This is a genomic window from Desulfamplus magnetovallimortis, assembly GCF_900170035.1.
GTDB lineage: Bacteria > Desulfobacterota > Desulfobacteria > Desulfobacterales > Desulfobacteraceae > Desulfamplus > Desulfamplus magnetovallimortis.
Genome location: NZ_LT828547.1, coordinates 95,616 through 110,528, shown reverse-complemented (window position 1 = coordinate 110,528; position 14,913 = coordinate 95,616). Strand labels below are relative to the sequence as shown.

14 protein-coding genes are annotated in these 14,913 nt (G+C 38.9%); 7 read left to right on the top strand and 7 right to left on the bottom strand.

Annotated features, from left to right (window positions below):
* Window positions 1–95: 95 nt before the first annotated feature.
* The 3 genes from MTBBW1_RS14535 to MTBBW1_RS14525 form a co-directional block, all read right to left on the bottom strand.
* Window positions 96–932 carry an N-formylglutamate amidohydrolase gene (locus MTBBW1_RS14535; protein WP_080804490.1) on the bottom strand — a complete coding sequence of 279 codons (837 nt, stop codon included), beginning with the start codon at window positions 930–932 and terminating at the stop codon, window positions 96–98.
* A 131-nt stretch (window positions 933–1,063) separates the two neighbouring features.
* Complete coding sequence (gene nadE, locus MTBBW1_RS14530; protein ID WP_080804489.1) at window positions 1,064–1,846, bottom strand: NAD(+) synthase; 783 nt, start codon at window positions 1,844–1,846, stop codon at window positions 1,064–1,066.
* A 257-nt stretch (window positions 1,847–2,103) separates the two neighbouring features.
* Window positions 2,104–2,724 carry an IMPACT family protein gene (locus tag MTBBW1_RS14525; protein ID WP_245809397.1) on the bottom strand — a complete coding sequence of 207 codons (621 nt, stop codon included), beginning with the start codon at window positions 2,722–2,724 and terminating at the stop codon, window positions 2,104–2,106.
* 418 nt (window positions 2,725–3,142) lie between these two features.
* Here MTBBW1_RS14525 and MTBBW1_RS14520 point away from each other — a divergent pair, with 418 nt between their 5' ends.
* The 5 genes from MTBBW1_RS14520 to MTBBW1_RS14500 all read left to right on the top strand — a co-directional run bounded on the left by MTBBW1_RS14520 (window position 3,143) and on the right by MTBBW1_RS14500 (window position 8,248).
* A complete protein-coding gene (locus MTBBW1_RS14520) occupies window positions 3,143–5,056 on the top strand; it encodes a GspE/PulE family protein (RefSeq protein WP_080804487.1) in 1,914 nt (637 codons plus the stop codon).
* 24 nt (window positions 5,057–5,080) lie between these two features.
* Window positions 5,081–5,908 carry an HDOD domain-containing protein gene (locus tag MTBBW1_RS14515; RefSeq protein WP_080804486.1) on the top strand — a complete coding sequence of 276 codons (828 nt, stop codon included), beginning with the start codon at window positions 5,081–5,083 and terminating at the stop codon, window positions 5,906–5,908.
* A gap of 321 nt (window positions 5,909–6,229) precedes the next feature.
* On the top strand, window positions 6,230–6,364 hold the full coding sequence (locus MTBBW1_RS29990; RefSeq protein ID WP_281255645.1) for a hypothetical protein: 135 nt from the start codon (window positions 6,230–6,232) through the stop codon (window positions 6,362–6,364).
* 141 nt (window positions 6,365–6,505) lie between these two features.
* The gene (locus MTBBW1_RS14505) at window positions 6,506–7,234 is read left to right on the top strand and encodes a hypothetical protein (RefSeq protein ID WP_222424067.1); all 729 of its coding nucleotides are present in this window, start codon (window positions 6,506–6,508) and stop codon (window positions 7,232–7,234) included.
* Window positions 7,235–7,345: 111 nt separating this feature from the next.
* Complete coding sequence (locus tag MTBBW1_RS14500) at window positions 7,346–8,248, top strand: HAMP domain-containing protein (RefSeq protein ID WP_222424066.1); 903 nt, start codon at window positions 7,346–7,348, stop codon at window positions 8,246–8,248.
* A gap of 305 nt (window positions 8,249–8,553) precedes the next feature.
* On the opposite strand, the gene MTBBW1_RS14495 is transcribed toward MTBBW1_RS14500, so the two are convergent.
* The 3 genes from MTBBW1_RS14495 to MTBBW1_RS14485 all read right to left on the bottom strand — a co-directional run bounded on the left by MTBBW1_RS14495 (window position 8,554) and on the right by MTBBW1_RS14485 (window position 11,139).
* Window positions 8,554–9,192: an MlaC/ttg2D family ABC transporter substrate-binding protein gene (locus MTBBW1_RS14495; RefSeq protein ID WP_080804484.1), complete on the bottom strand. Its 639-nt coding sequence runs from the start codon at window positions 9,190–9,192 to the stop codon at window positions 8,554–8,556.
* Window positions 9,193–9,280: 88 nt separating this feature from the next.
* A complete protein-coding gene (gene mlaD, locus MTBBW1_RS14490) occupies window positions 9,281–9,820 on the bottom strand; it encodes an outer membrane lipid asymmetry maintenance protein MlaD (RefSeq protein ID WP_080804483.1) in 540 nt (179 codons plus the stop codon).
* Window positions 9,817–11,139: an ATP-binding cassette domain-containing protein gene (locus MTBBW1_RS14485; protein ID WP_080804482.1), complete on the bottom strand. Its 1,323-nt coding sequence runs from the start codon at window positions 11,137–11,139 to the stop codon at window positions 9,817–9,819. The genes mlaD and MTBBW1_RS14485 overlap by 4 nt, the downstream gene beginning before the upstream one ends.
* A 343-nt stretch (window positions 11,140–11,482) precedes the next feature.
* Here MTBBW1_RS14485 and MTBBW1_RS14480 point away from each other — a divergent pair, with 343 nt between their 5' ends.
* Window positions 11,483–12,772, top strand: coding sequence for a TerD family protein (locus MTBBW1_RS14480; RefSeq protein ID WP_080804481.1), 1,290 nt, complete (start codon window positions 11,483–11,485; stop codon window positions 12,770–12,772).
* 206 nt (window positions 12,773–12,978) lie between these two features.
* Complete coding sequence (locus MTBBW1_RS14475) at window positions 12,979–13,371, top strand: diacylglycerol kinase (RefSeq protein ID WP_080804480.1); 393 nt, start codon at window positions 12,979–12,981, stop codon at window positions 13,369–13,371.
* 151 nt (window positions 13,372–13,522) lie between these two features.
* Here the strand turns inward: MTBBW1_RS14475 and MTBBW1_RS14470 are convergent, their stop codons facing one another.
* Window positions 13,523–14,338 (bottom strand): MlaE family ABC transporter permease, encoded by an 816-nt coding sequence (locus tag MTBBW1_RS14470; RefSeq protein ID WP_080804479.1) that lies wholly within the window; start codon window positions 14,336–14,338, stop codon window positions 13,523–13,525.
* Window positions 14,339–14,913 lie beyond the last annotated feature (575 nt).

Here is a 14,913-nt window from a genome sequence, read left to right as displayed (position 1 = left end):
AACCAGCCTGATGAGCCTTTACTATAATGAAAAATGCCAACTTCAGAAAAGCAAACCAGCCTGATGAGCCTTTACGAGAATGAAAAATGCCAGTTTCAGAAAGCCAAACCGGCCTGATGAGCCTTTACAGCATCCCCGATTCCCTTTTGAAGAGCAATCACCACATCTGTATATAACCTGCCATCCATCTCGTCCATATAGATTTTTGAAACTTCCGTTGGCAGCACAAGAATCCTTGAATCCCATCCAGTCAGGCAACGGCAAAACTCACCTTCTCCTTTAAAAACATGGTTTTCGGCAACCGTTGTCTCCATGCCGGGCAGAGCAATCTTAGAAAGAAGCTCAAGCCACAGGTCAATCTGAGGAGTCCATTTTTGTCTGTCAACAAGGGCTGTACCAAGATTAAAGATAGGTGGATTAAAGATTCTCTTTTCCAGTTGACGTATTGTGTTGTAGGAGTGGATATCATATATAATACAGAAGTCAAATTTTTCCAGAATAAATGTGATGCATGTGCCAACAAATCGGTAAAACTCTTCGTAAGCTGAAATGTTACGGCGATTAAGCTCCGGAAGCGGCATCTCTTTGTAAACCGTTGCTCCCCAAAATTTTTCAGGTGTAAGGGGCAATGCAAGTTCCGGTGAACGGTTAAGATCATAGACAGCTCTTGACTCAAGTCCCCAGACGCAGTTTGAAAGGCCATGAATCATGATATCTGTGGCACAATCCTCTTCAAAAAGCCGCCTTGCCGGTGTCATATTCATGAACGGCAACATTGATCCTGAAACATTGTGACCTGCATGTATGGCAGTTGCAATATAAGGAGATGAAAAATCAAGGCTCCATGCAAATCCTTCACGCCTGTCTCTTTTTTCAGAAAAACCTTTTTGTCTGAACTCTTCAAGCAGCTCTTCATCATGGGGAATTGTCATATTTTACGTAACCTCATATAACGTACAAGGCGGATTCACGCCGCAACCTAAGTATTGAAAGTCCTTATAAAAACAACCAGTTACTTAAACATTTACATAAAACCTTTACATAAAACCCTTAATGGTAGAAATCATTCGTTCAACCTCAAATCATCAGGGATTTTACACACAGGAATCGGCTCCATCTTGTGTCGGTTCATACGGTTAAATTTTCTGTAGATCGCAAGTACCTTCTGCTGGGGTATGGAGAGCAGTGACATGTCTTTTGGGGCTTCTTCAAAGCACATTGCCCATTCAAGTTCTGGATAGGTGGCACCTATCTGTGATTCATCAGTTCTGCCATCTTCCCACAAGCCATCTGTGGGCGGTGCATTGAGTATATCTTCATGGATGCCAAGATAGCGTCCCATGGCAAAAACTTCTGTCTTCATCAGGTCGGCAATGGGAGATATATCCACACCACCATCACCATATTTAGTATAGAACCCCACACCAAAATCCTCAACCCTGTTTCCTGTTCCTGCAACAAGCATCCGGTGATGGGTGGCCTGGGCGTAAAGTGTGACCATACGAAGCCTTGATCTTGTATTTGCCATTGTAAGAGCATCCTGAATCTTTGAAGGCAGACTCTTTTCCATCTGCTGGAATACAGGGGTCAGGTCAATGGTCTCCCCCCTGACATTCCCAAAGCTTTCCACAAGCCGGTCAATATGAGCAGAAGCAAGGGATATCTGCTCTGGTGCCTGATAGATAGGCATATTAAGCAGGATAACATCAAGTCCGGTGCGTGCACATAAAGTGGATGTTACAGCAGAATCAATTCCACCGGAAACGCCCACTACAAACCCCTTCAAACCGGCTTCACGGCAGTAATCGGAAAGCCATTTTTCAATATAAAGGGCAATCTCTTTCATATATCCCTCTTTTCACAAGCTAAGGAGTGAATCTTGATACCCCTGTAAAAAGCCACAGTCTCCAAAATCACTATTAATTATTTCAACATGTTACAGCCTGAAAAATGCTGAAATCGGACTTTTTACGAGTTCATCAATCTTAAATAACGTGCCCGGTTCAAAACATGAGATTTTTACAGGTCAGTTGTTTTAAAATTATAACCGGGGAGATTATTTGCTGCTCATCTCCTAACAAGCGTATTTTCATTGTAAATTAATTACTTATCTTCCATTTCTCTTTGAATAAATGTCAATTTTCCAGCACTTTGGCATGAATCAAGCATTTTTTCAAGTTCTGATGCAGCATGGTCTTCTGCCGCAAAATCAAGTGAAACAATATCAAAATAACGGGTATCTGTCACCTCCCCGGGAAAATTCTTTAACTGGTGAATGAAACTGTCGTGAAACGCATATGGCAGATTTATGGTGTACTCTTTTGTTTTCACAAGCTTTCTGAGCTTTTCCATCCCGATTGCATTTTTTACAGCCTCTCCATAGGCTTCAATAAGTCCCCTGACACCAAGCTTTACCCCCCCGAAATAGCGCGTAACAACAGCAGCAATAGAAGTCATGGAATAGCTCTGAAGAGCATTTAACATTGGCTTTCCTGCGGTTCCGGCAGGCTCCCCCTGATCCGAGGAGTGAAACATTTCAGCTTTATCACCCACAATATATGCCCAGCAGTTATGGTTGGCATTTTTATGTTCGCTGGAGACAGAAGATATAAAAGCCTTTGCCTCGTCAACGTTTTCCACATATTTCATGCTGCATATAAAAGTGGATCTCCTGATCTTGATCTCCACTCTGCGTTCATCCTTAATTGAATAAAAACAATTCATTATTTTGTTCCATCCTTGCATGGAGCGGTGTACGTGTTCTTGACATATAGTAAGGATTACATTAATAAATCGACATCTTTCATATGAACACAAAAGTAGTTTACACTTTTTTAAGAAAAAACCTAAAATTGATGACCTCGTAAAAAGTCCGATTTCAGCATTTTTTCAGTTATAACATCCTGAAATCATTAATAGCGATTTTGCGGATTTCGACTTTTTACAGGGGCATCAAAATTAAGGTTGTTTCTCCGGAAAGTGTAAAATAGTAAATTAATGTTTAGGGTGTCTCTCAACTTTTTGTAAGAAATTCCCATCCATTTAAGGTTCACAGGGCTTTCATCCTTCGTTGTAGCTGTGAGCCGCCATGTACGTTATACAATTGAAAAATCCGGCATTATTCATCAAAAGGGATAATAACATGTTGCAAGCTCCAGCTCAAGGGAAGCAGGATAACCATCAAAATAAACAGAATGCCAACTCTAATCAATACGGTGAAATTCTCTCTCTTCTTGTGAAAGAGGGCATACTAACCATAAAACAGATTGAGTATGTGCAGAGGATTCAATCAAAGCTTCCCAACCCCCGTCCCACAATAAATATTTTAAAGGAGCTTAAATATGTCACTGATGAAGCACTTTGGTCAACCATCCGTAAACACCATGTCTCCCTGAAAATTGGCAGTCTTCTTGTGGAACTTGGAATCCTTACAGCCGAGGAGCTTGAGAAGGCGTTTCAGATACAGGCGGAAGAGACTCCCAAGCGCAAAATAGGTGAAGTGCTTGTGGCACACAGATTTGTTGATGAGCGCAAAATGATTGAAGTGCTCTCTTTACAACTGGGATTTCCCTTTGTTGAGCCGGAATTCATAGATATTGATATGAGACTGTTCAACCGTATCCCCTTCCGTATGTATGACAGTGCCACTTTCATACCAATAAAAATCGAAGAGGATGCAGCGCAGGTTGCCTTTGTAGATCCCACTGATAAAGAGGACCTGTCAAAAATAAAAAAAATCCTTAACATTGAAATAGTTCCATGTTTTGCGCTTAAAAACTCCATCAAGGAAGCTATACAAAAAGTAATAAGCAGACAGGAGAATGACCGCACCAAAGTATCGGCTGATTCAGCGGTTGGCATTGTCAATAAACTTATCATAGATGCCCTTAAAGAAGATATAAGCGACATACACATTGAACCTCTGCCTGACCGCCTCAGAATCCGCTTCAGGCGGGATGGAGTGCTTGATATTTACAGAGAACTTGGACTTGAGATTATCCCCACATTGACAAGCCGCATCAAGGTTATGTGCGGAGCTGACATCACCGAAAAAAGAAGGCATCAAGATGCAAGAATGGTTTTTGACCATGCAGGTCACAAGTTGGATCTTCGGATCTCTTTTTTTGCAACTGTCTTTGGAGAAAAAATTGTAATGCGGCTTTTGAACCGCAAACGGGAGATGGTCAAACTTGAGGATCTGGGCATGTATCCCAAAATGCTGCAACGTTTCAACAATGATGCACTTGACCTGCCAAGTGGAGTAATTCTGGTCACAGGCCCCACAGGATCCGGCAAGACAACAACGGTTTACAGTTGCATCGACTACCTTAACACCCCACAGACAAGCATAATAACTGCTGAAGAGCCTGTTGAGTATGTAATTCCAGGCATTGGGCAGTGCAGCATTGATCCAAAAATCAACCTGACCTTTAATGAAACACTACGTGCAATGGTAAGACAGGATCCCGATGTAATTGTAATAGGAGAAATAAGGGACACATACTCAGCAGAAATTGCCGTTCAGGCTGCCTTGACAGGCCACAAGGTCGTTACCACATTCCACACCGAGGACAGTATAGGGGGACTTGTCCGGCTTCTCAACATGAATATAGAGGCATTTATGATATCATCAACAGTGGTAAGTGTTCTGGCACAACGTCTGATGCGGAAAGTATGTACAGAGTGTGCAGAAGATTACAAACCTTCAATTCAGGATTTAAGGCGCTTGCGATACAGTGCAAAGGATATACACGGAGCAAATTTCAAAAAAGGAAGGGGCTGCTCCCACTGCCGGCACACAGGTTACAAAGGACGTATAGCATGTTTTGAGCTTCTGGTTCTTGATGAATATGTAAGAAATGCTATTCTTGAAAAAAAGACCAGCCATGAAATCCGCCGAACAAGTATTGAAACAGCAGGTCTTGTCACTCTTCTTGAAGAGGGCATAGTAAAGGCGGCTGCCGGTATTACATCAATTGAAGAGGTTCTTCACAGTGCTCCGCGTCTCCTGTTTCCAAGGCCACTTAATGAAATCAGACGACTGGTTGGCGCATAGACTATAAAAACAGGAAAGAATTTAATGGAAAAAAAACGATCGCTGATCGAAATAATTGACACACACATACAGTCCGGCAAAGTAAAACTGCCGGTTATGAACCAGAACAGCTTACAGGTTCAAAAGGAGATCAGTAAAAAAGATCCCGACCTTGATCACATCATAAATCTTATCAAAAGAGATGTCTCACTTGCAGCAGAAGTGTTGAGACTTTCCAACTCTTCCTTTTACAAGGGGCTTGAACCTGTTAAAACAGTACAGGAAGCTGTAGTACGCCTTGGAATAGTCGAGGTTACCAACATCGTGCTTCTGACATCCCAAAAAAGCACATTTCAATCCAGGGACAAGGCTATCCAGGAGTTCATGAAACAGCTATGGATACACTCTGTGGGTTGTGCGGTAGGGGCACAGTGGATTGCAAAACAATCCCAGTATCCCAACCTCAACGAGGCTTTTTTATCAGGCCTTCTGCACGACGTTGGCGCTTTCATGCTGCTCTCTGTCATGGATCAGATAAAAGCAAAGAATGCAACTTTTCCAAAAAAACTGATGGAGGATATTGTTCTGAAAATGCATCCTAAATATGGCAACATGCTTCTTAAAATATGGAACCTTCCGGAACAGTATTGCACCATAGCAAAAGATCACCATGACTATGAATTTGATGATACCAACATTCTTCTGGTAATAATCCGTTTTGCAGACAAACTGTGCCAGCATCTCGGTATAGGTATAGGCGAAATCCAAAACACAGATGTTTATTCCTGTGAAGAGGCATCCATACTTGATATCAACGAGGTTGCAATAGCCCAGCTTGAAATTAAAATGGAAGATTCCATGCATCTGGTCTGACATTTCATGCATCTGCTCTGAAATTTCAGAATATCCGAGCATCTTTTATTTATCGGTTTACACTTTTTGAGGCTTATTCTTTTGTCTGAATCACGGATTAAACGGATTAAAAGATTACACTGATTGAAAACAATCTGTGTAATCAGCGTAATCTGTGGCAATCCGTGATTCAGACAATTAAAGAAAGTGTAAACTAATTTTAAGCAGATATGAAGGATGCCAATATCCGGCCTTATATTTCATGAATCAAGCTTATATTTCATACACCCGACCAAATATTTCAATGCATTTTGTCTAACATTGGTTGACAGTTTCATTAAAATGATGGAAATTAATAAAACATACGATGACAGCCTTGGCAAAGAGATGCCGGTTAAAATTCCCAAAGCCGACCTCAGCATTTTTACCCCCATCTATTCAGTATCTGTGCGCAATGAATCAAATTTAGTAAAATAAATCAGCTAATTTTCTTAGACGATTTATTATGATTATCTCTGTTAAGATACTTAGATGACGTTTCTAACCCATCAGCCATAATGCTTCTGATTTTCAGACAAGTTTATTAATAAACATCAACAGTTAAAAGGAGCCTCTACAATGAAAATGCAATGCTACCAGAACACCACAAGAAGTTACTGCCCTATACAACCTCCTGTGATCGGAAATATCCTGAAGGAGAGCAGTATCCACCAGGCAAAATCTTCAATGTTATTCAATTTAAAAGGCTCATCTTCTATTTGCAGATATTTACTCAAAACCTTAATTGTGCTGTGCATGGGAATTGTAATGACAACTCCTGTGTCTGCCGATGATCTTACCGAATTTGACCTTCAGGTTAAGCAGTGGGCTGAAGAGTGCAGAGAAGAACTCAACATCAAGTTTGAACAGATGATTTCTTCACAAATGCTCAATAAAATGCAACTTTTTGACACATTCTATATCCCTATTCCCAATACCTACCCACAGAAATACCATACACAATATGATAAAATATTTGACAACACCATCCAGGATATTATTGATAAATACCAAAGCAAAGATAAAAGGATTCTTTTTGTAATTGCCGTTGATCGTAACGGTTATCTTCCCACCCACAACAGCATTTTTTCCCAGCCCCTTACAGGAGAACGTGAAACAGATGCTCTCAACAACCGTACAAAAAGAATATTCAATGACAGAACCGGCCTTACAGCCGCCCAGAACAAAGAGCCATATCTTCTTCAAAAATACAGCCGTGATACCGGAGAAGAGTTGTTTGATCTTTCCATTCCGGTTTTTTTTAAAGAAGAGCATTGGGGGGCAGTTCGCATAGGTTACATGAAATAACCTGCCTTTTTTCATAATATCACCCACCCAAAAACTCTTTTAAATTTGCCATTTATTGTTTGTCATTTGTCATTTAATACTCATCATTCATCATTTTAAAAGGAGAATTTAATGGATTTTATCAGAAAAAAAATCGCCTTAAAAGTTGCTATTCTTGTAAATGCATTCCTGTTGATTATCATGGCTGCCGGCACCTGGTTTCTTATTATACAACAGAATAAAGGTCTGGAAGAGCAACTCATAGAAAGGGGAAAAATCGAATCAATTGTTGGTGCAAAAATGATGAGCCAGGTTTTCGAAGAGGCAATTGATAATGGAGTTTTCTCCGTACAGGATGCCTTTGACAGAGAGTACACCCCTATTCCAGGATTTGATCCGCCCAAATATCATACAAAATATGACAGCTATCTTGACAAGGCAATTCTGGCTCTCGAAGATGAATTCTTAATTGATGAAAGTGTTATATTTGCCGTTGCTGTTGACATTAACGGATACCTGCCAACCCATAACACCCGCTACAACCAGCCTCCTACCGGGGATAAGGAAAAGGATCTTCTCTTAAACAGGACAAAGCGTATTTTTGACGATGAAACTGGTATTGCAGCGGCAAAAAATACACAAAAAGGCTTTAAGCAGAAATACAAAAGAGATACAGGCGAAGTTATGTACGATTTTTCTTCGCCCATATATGTAAAAGGGAAACACTGGGGAGGATTCAGGATAGGATTTTCCCTTGACAAAATCAATGAGGCCAAAACAAAACAGAGCATATCACTTATTATTGTTATGGCCATTATCTTTATTATCTCCCATGTCCTCATAATGCTTACGGTTAACACATCCATTAAACCTTTGCGAACCCTCATCCAGAGAGCATCTGACCTTGCAGACGGTCAAAAGCTTGATGAACCGATAACAACAAAAAGCATTGATGAGACAGGGCAGCTTGCCGATGTGCTGGAACGACTGAGGTTCAGCATTGTCACAGCCATGAAACGACTGCGAAAAAAATAATAAAAATTTCAGGCAGGATATTAATATCTCAAGATCGACATCTTGTTGGCATTTATTGCATTTGTCTGAATCAGGATAACCAGGATGGGTAGGATGCTCAGGATAGGTAATCCTGCCTTATCCTGTTAATCTTGGGAATCCTGATTCAGACAGTGTTGACAAGGCTTATAAGATCATAGGTGTCGATTTTGAGTTAATAACCGACAACTATAACTTGAAGAAACACTATTTATCCCGGGCATCCTGATTCAGACAATATTAACAAGGCTCAAAAGATCATATGTGTCGGCTCTGAGTAATTTATTTTAATTTCCTGCCTGACTCTTTTTATTCAAAACATTCAGAAGATCATCCATTGATTTTTTGGATAGAAAATCCTTAAACTGACTTCTGTAGTTTTTTGTCATACTGACCCCTTCAATCACCACATCAAACACCTTCCATGTGCCATTTTCAAAATTCAGGCGATAGAAAACAGGAATCTTGCGTTCCTGATAACTAATTACAGTTTGAACCTCTGCAATTTTATCAGCAAGGGGAATCTCCCTTTCAATATCCACACTTTCATCTCCATATGAAAGAATCCGGTCAATATATGTATTTCCCAGAAGTTTACTGTAAAGCTTTGTGAACTCATGTTGCTGTTCATTTGATATCGTCTTCCATATTTTTCCTAATGCCTGACGAGCGAGCAGATCATAATTAAAAGCCTTGTCAATTATAACCCATATTTTCTCTTTTTTTATATCACGATTTCCATCTCCTTTCAGGTCAGGATCTTTTAAAACTCCCAGAACTTCATTTACTGTATTCTCCATTGTATTCATAGCTGTTGAAGCTTCTGAATCATGAGGGAGACTTAAAAGAAGTACTTCCAAAAGAGACAGCATTAAAACAAACAGTATAACAACATTAAATTTATCAGTTTTACCAGTTATTTTCATTTAATTACCCTTTCTCCTGCTGGCTACTCTTCCATATTAAGCTGCTACTCATCCCCATTAAGCTGCTACTCATCCCCATATTAAGGTGCTACTCATCCAAATTAAGGTTGAACCCATCAGGTAACTCATCCGATGAATGCCCTGATTCTGAAGGGCTTGAAGCTGTACCACTATCCACTGATCCAAATGCATATTTTCCGATAAGTTCTCCAAGATCAACCGGTGACTCCGTATTGATTATAGTATCACTATTTTTTAACAAATCACCAGAGCCTCCAGGATCAATATTTACGAACTTGTCTCCTATCAAACCGGCTGTCTTTATGGATGCTATGGCATCTGAATATATTTCAATATCTCTTCCCAATGCAAAGGTTGCAACTGCCATCTGAAGCTTTTGATCAATTTCAAGGGATTCAACCTTTCCCACCTCAATGCCGTGCATTTCCACCGGATTTCCAACTCTCAATCCAGATACTGTTGAAAACCTTGCAGTCAGAAAAATTCCATCATTTCCCCAAAAAGAGACATCTCCAAGCCTCACTGTCATAATGGCAATAACAGCAATTCCTGCTAGTACAAATAGCCCTGCAATAATTTCATGTAGAGTGTAACTGTTTTTATTCATAAACTGCATTTTCCTTCTATGCACTGAAATCTTCCGATTTCAAAAAGGTTTTGACGTGCTTTTTTCAGCACATCGTTTATACCTTCTGTTGTAGATTGCCCTTCAGCCATACCAGCAATCACCGTTATTTTATAAAATTCACCTCTTGTGCCTTCTGCCTCCCTGTTTTTAAGTTTCACATATTCAAATCCTTTTTCACGAAGCTCATTTGCAAAATCATCCAGCATCTGACGTGACTCCTCAATATTTGAAAAAGGAAGCACTGTCATAAAACGGCTTCTTCTCTGGCGCGTTGAAAATCCACCCACTGCATCAAAATGGCGGCTTATAATTGCGCCAAGCTCCTTTACAAGTTCATGGGCTGTTGCATGACCTATTTTTTCACACAATTCCCTAAATCCTGAAATTGAAAAGATTGCAACAACATAGGCATCCTGGTCACTTTTTCTGCCCAAAACACTGTTGTACCTCAACTGAAAATTACGTCTTGAATAAAGCCCTGGCATGTGATCCCTGAAGGTTTCAAGGCTGTGGACAAATTCATCAACATATGGATGATCAAAGGAATCAAATTCCCCTGGAGTGCCCTGAAACACAATCTCGCCTTCATGGAGCACCAGTATGCGGTTTGAGATAAAAAGCACATCAGGAATGTCATGACTTATGATAACGGCTGTAAAGCCAAACCTGTTTTTATATTCTGAAATCATGCTCAATATTGCATTCCGGCGAATCAGATCCTGGCCTGTAGTTGGCTCATCAAATAAAACTATGGAAGGGTCTGTCACAAGTGCACGGCTGAAAGCCACCCGTTTTTGCATACCACCTGAAAGTTCTGAAGGAAACTTGTCTGCAAAACCCTGGAGGTCTGTCTTTTCAAGTATATCCATAACCTTGTTTCTGATTATTGTTTCACTTAAGGATGTTGTTTGACGAAGGGGAAATGCCACATTGTCAAAAACTGTCATCGAATCAAAAAGAGCATTGTTCTGAAACATATAGCTCATCTGTCTTATGTGGGCAAGACGCTCTCTACCCTTTAGTTTTGCCACATTTTTTCCATTAAAGCAGACATCTCCCATGTCAGGCTCCATCAAGCCTATCATATGCTTTAACAGCACACTTTTTCCTGTGCCGCTTTTTCCGATAATTGTTGTTATCTCTCCTTTATATATGCTGAGGTTTACCCTGTTCAGAACTCTCTTTTCCCCAAATGATTTTGTTATATTCCTGAACTCAATAAGGGGATGCTCTCCGGAAAGCGATACTCCAGCGTTATGATATACATTGCCCGTGCTATCATGTGTAACTTTTTTCATTGGATTCCTGATATCTTCATTATCCTTGCCTTGTTTTTTATATTCTCTGTTTCTGACATATTAGAGTTTCATATTGAATTATAAGTTAAAAAGCAATTGTTTGTTAATGAAAAATTTAATTTTGGGTTACCGTTGCAGAGATGATTTGGTTGACACAGATAAGTCATTTTGATATGGAATTTGTAATTTTTTTGTCACAATATTATCGAGTTAACGTTTTGTTAAATTGAGCTCTTACTGATTTTCAGGCATATATATAGAAAATTGCAAATAAGAAGTGCCTTTTTTATGAAAAAATCTGCTTTTGACAGTCAGATATTGACATTATATTAGGAGAAATAAGATGACAGTTAGATTACAAAAAGGGGCAAATTCATTATTAATGTACAAAAATCAAAATCTTGATGAAATTACTGTCGGATTAGGCTGGTCTAAAAATAATGATTTTGATGTTGATATTAGTGCATTCATGCTTAATGAAGACGGTTATGTCAGAAATGATAAGGATTTTATTTTTTACAATCAACCAGAAGGCCCAAATTGTTGTATAGTGTTATATGAAGATGCAAATTCTGATGATGACATGTGTTGTTTTACTCTTAATTTATCTAAAATTCCAAAAGATATAAATAAGATTCAATTTGTTGCAACTATTGTTAGTGAAGAAAATAGAGATATTAATTTTAGCATGATAGAAAATGCTTATATTAGGATAATGCAAAAAGATAATGATTACGAAATAATCAGATTTGATATTGAAGAAATTAATAATGAAGTTGCTTTGATAATAGGCGAAATATATCAGTACCAAGAAAAATGGAAATTTAGAGCAGTAGGGCAAGGATATAATGGTGGATTAGAAGTTATTACTTCTGCTTATGGTGTGAAAGTTGAATCAGATCAGAATAAAATTAGTAACGATTCAGAATTCAAAACAACTCAATCACCAAATCTATCCAGAAAAACAAAACGTTCGCCTAAAAAAAAATTAGAACAACATACTGAACAAATAATTGAGCAAATAAAGCAGTTTATTCCACAAATTAATACCGCAGTAGAGAAAAAACAAAATGAAAGCAACACTCGCATGGTTTTAGATAAAATTTTGATGGAAGTACTGGATTATAGAATTGAAGAAGTAAAAGCAGAGCAAAAGATACAAGGTAGAAAGGCAGACTATGTGCTATCACTTAATGATACAGATATCATGGTGGTAGAGGCTAAAAAAGCAGGGATGTCTCTGAGAGAAAAACATATTTTTCAAGCGACTTCTTATGGGGCTTATTCCGGAATAAAATGGGCTTTATTAACTAATCTTGTAACTTGGCAACTATATCGCATATCAACTCAAGAAAAAGTTGAAGCCAATTTGCTCTTTTCTATTGATTTACTTCCAGAATTAAGTAGAGATGATGCTAAAAAATTTGTTCTTATCTCCAGATACGGAATGACTCGTAAAGGATTGCTAGAAAATACCTGGAATGAAATAAAAGCACGTAGCCATGAAAGCATAACAAGAGCTATTCTCACAGAGGATGTTATTAATAAAATTCGGTTAGTTATCAAAAAAGATACTGGATGCAATCTAAGTAATGAAGCAATTCAGGAAGTTGTCGAAGAGATATTGCAATAGTCAAAATATTAACTTATGCTCAAAAAAAATATATAAGATTATAATTTATAAATATAAAAAATTGTAAACATAACATAGTTTCACATCATTAAATGAACTTAGCGCCCCTCGAGCGGACTTTTTCATAAATACTTGTTTTGGCAAGTAAAAAATGGAAATTTCTATACTGTCAAGTTAACACTTATGGGCTTATCCGAGGTTAAAGGATGAGAAACAAATTTCTTGGAACTGGTTATCAAGGTTTTTATCCACTGCGCAAAATACGTGTAGCTTTGCGTGGGGTACGTTATGCAGTATTATTTGATCTCGCTGTTACATACAAATTAGTACTATCTTTTTTTATCCTGGCAGCCTGTTTTTACTACCGCCAATGGCTTGACTTTGGTCTTGTTGTAGTCTCAACTGGTTTAATGCTTGTCTCAGAAATCTTTAACACCACAATTGAGGCTCTCTGTGATTTCATAGAATCCAATGAAAATCAAAAAATAGGAATTATAAAGGATATCTCAGCAGGGGCAGCAGGCATAAGCATATTGGTCTGGTTTATTGTTGTAGTTATTGAGTCATTACGAGTCATGCGGATTTTCATTGTTTTATAACAGCCATGGTGACAACACGAAATTCAGGAAGAAAAATCGGCGTCCTTCATGTCACATCAAAAGTACTTTACACTTTTTTGAGAAAGAATCCTTAAACTTAAGGTTGCTTCCCTGGAGAGTATAAAACGGTAAATGAAGCATGCCGAAAAATCTAAAGCAGAAACGAAGTTACAACATAATCTGCAACCAGAATCAAAACAGAAGATACAACCACTGCTGATGTTGTTGAAAGTCCCACTGCCCTTGCTCCGAAACTGTCCGATCTGAGGTGTGTGTAATATCCATTAAAAGAGCAGGCTGTAGAGACAATAAGAGCAAAAACTATTGCTTTTATTGATCCGCCATTTATATCTGCAAAAGAGATACTGTAATGAATCCTGTAAAAGTAAGCTCCTGAATCAAGGCCGAGAAGCACAACCCCTGTTATATATCCGCCCAGGAATCCTATTATGTCAAAAAGTGCCGTCAATATGGGAAAAGTTATTATGGACGCTGCAATCCTTGGGCTGACAAGATATCTTAAAGGATCAACACCCATGGTAAAAAGTGCGTCAATCTGCTCTGTAATACGCTGAATGCCGATCTCGGTTGTCATTGCAGAGCCTGCACGTGCCGTTATCATAATAGCTGTAAGCACAGGCCCAAGCTCCCTGACAAGTGTTAACCCAAGCGCTGATCCAAGAACACCCTGTGAACCGAATTTCACAAGGGTATAATAGAGTTGAAGCCCCAGAACCATTCCTGTGAAAAGTCCGACAAGCATAACGATCAGTGTGGAACGCACTCCTATTGAATAAACATGCTTCATAGTATTGGAAAACTGCCGTTTTCCGGGAATGCCCGCAAGTGATGCCGCCAGAAACATCAATATCTTTCCCAATAAAGCTATCTGATTAAGTGCACTTTTTCCAATGCTGTTCAACGGCATCATTATAAATTTCAGGGTAATGGATTTATAAATTGACATAAGTCAACGGTTCCTTGCAAAGCTGATATGTTATTGTTTCAAAAATTTCTGTTTACCATTAAATCAAGGACAAAAAAAGGGCTGATTGTACCTTTTTTCGATAACGGCCATGGCAAACCCATCTGCTTTATTCCTTGACTTTGGAAAATGATTTAATTAAACATTTCAGGGTAAACATCATCAATTTGCGGCATCTTTCATTTGTCGGTTTACACTTTTTTTGAACCATGATTTTCAGAATTAAGGGATTACCTTGATTTTTACCGTGGGAATGGATACAAATTTCCATATTCGGGGGAGGCTGGATGGCAGCCATGACCGTTTACCGTGGAAATAGATACAAATTTCTATATTCGGGGGGTGGCTGAATGCCGGCCATGACCGTTTAATCGTGTTAATCCTTTAATCATGGCTCAGAACTTTTCGAAAAGTGTAAACTAATTTTGAGTTGATATGAAGGATGTCCAATTTTCCGGTTTTTTCTCTGCCCCTGAACAAGTATAGATTTCCAGAAAAATATTTTGGCATTCTCAATTCTGAAGGGCAACCACAAGGGATTGCCCATACACTGCTTG

Coding starts and splice junctions, on each gene's coding strand:
- MTBBW1_RS14535 (WP_080804490.1), bottom strand. CDS start 932: ATGACAATTCCCCATGATGAAGAGCTGCTTGAAGAGTTCAGACAAAAA.
- nadE (WP_080804489.1), bottom strand. CDS start 1,846: ATGAAAGAGATTGCCCTTTATATTGAAAAATGGCTTTCCGATTACTGC.
- MTBBW1_RS14525 (WP_245809397.1), bottom strand. CDS start 2,724: ATGAATTGTTTTTATTCAATTAAGGATGAACGCAGAGTGGAGATCAAG.
- MTBBW1_RS14520 (WP_080804487.1), top strand. CDS start 3,143: ATGTTGCAAGCTCCAGCTCAAGGGAAGCAGGATAACCATCAAAATAAA.
- MTBBW1_RS14515 (WP_080804486.1), top strand. CDS start 5,081: ATGGAAAAAAAACGATCGCTGATCGAAATAATTGACACACACATACAG.
- MTBBW1_RS29990 (WP_281255645.1), top strand. CDS start 6,230: ATGATGGAAATTAATAAAACATACGATGACAGCCTTGGCAAAGAGATG.
- MTBBW1_RS14505 (WP_222424067.1), top strand. CDS start 6,506: ATGAAAATGCAATGCTACCAGAACACCACAAGAAGTTACTGCCCTATA.
- MTBBW1_RS14500 (WP_222424066.1), top strand. CDS start 7,346: ATGGATTTTATCAGAAAAAAAATCGCCTTAAAAGTTGCTATTCTTGTA.
- MTBBW1_RS14495 (WP_080804484.1), bottom strand. CDS start 9,192: ATGAAAATAACTGGTAAAACTGATAAATTTAATGTTGTTATACTGTTT.
- mlaD (WP_080804483.1), bottom strand. CDS start 9,820: ATGAATAAAAACAGTTACACTCTACATGAAATTATTGCAGGGCTATTT.
- MTBBW1_RS14485 (WP_080804482.1), bottom strand. CDS start 11,139: ATGAAAAAAGTTACACATGATAGCACGGGCAATGTATATCATAACGCT.
- MTBBW1_RS14480 (WP_080804481.1), top strand. CDS start 11,483: ATGACAGTTAGATTACAAAAAGGGGCAAATTCATTATTAATGTACAAA.
- MTBBW1_RS14475 (WP_080804480.1), top strand. CDS start 12,979: ATGAGAAACAAATTTCTTGGAACTGGTTATCAAGGTTTTTATCCACTG.
- MTBBW1_RS14470 (WP_080804479.1), bottom strand. CDS start 14,338: ATGTCAATTTATAAATCCATTACCCTGAAATTTATAATGATGCCGTTG.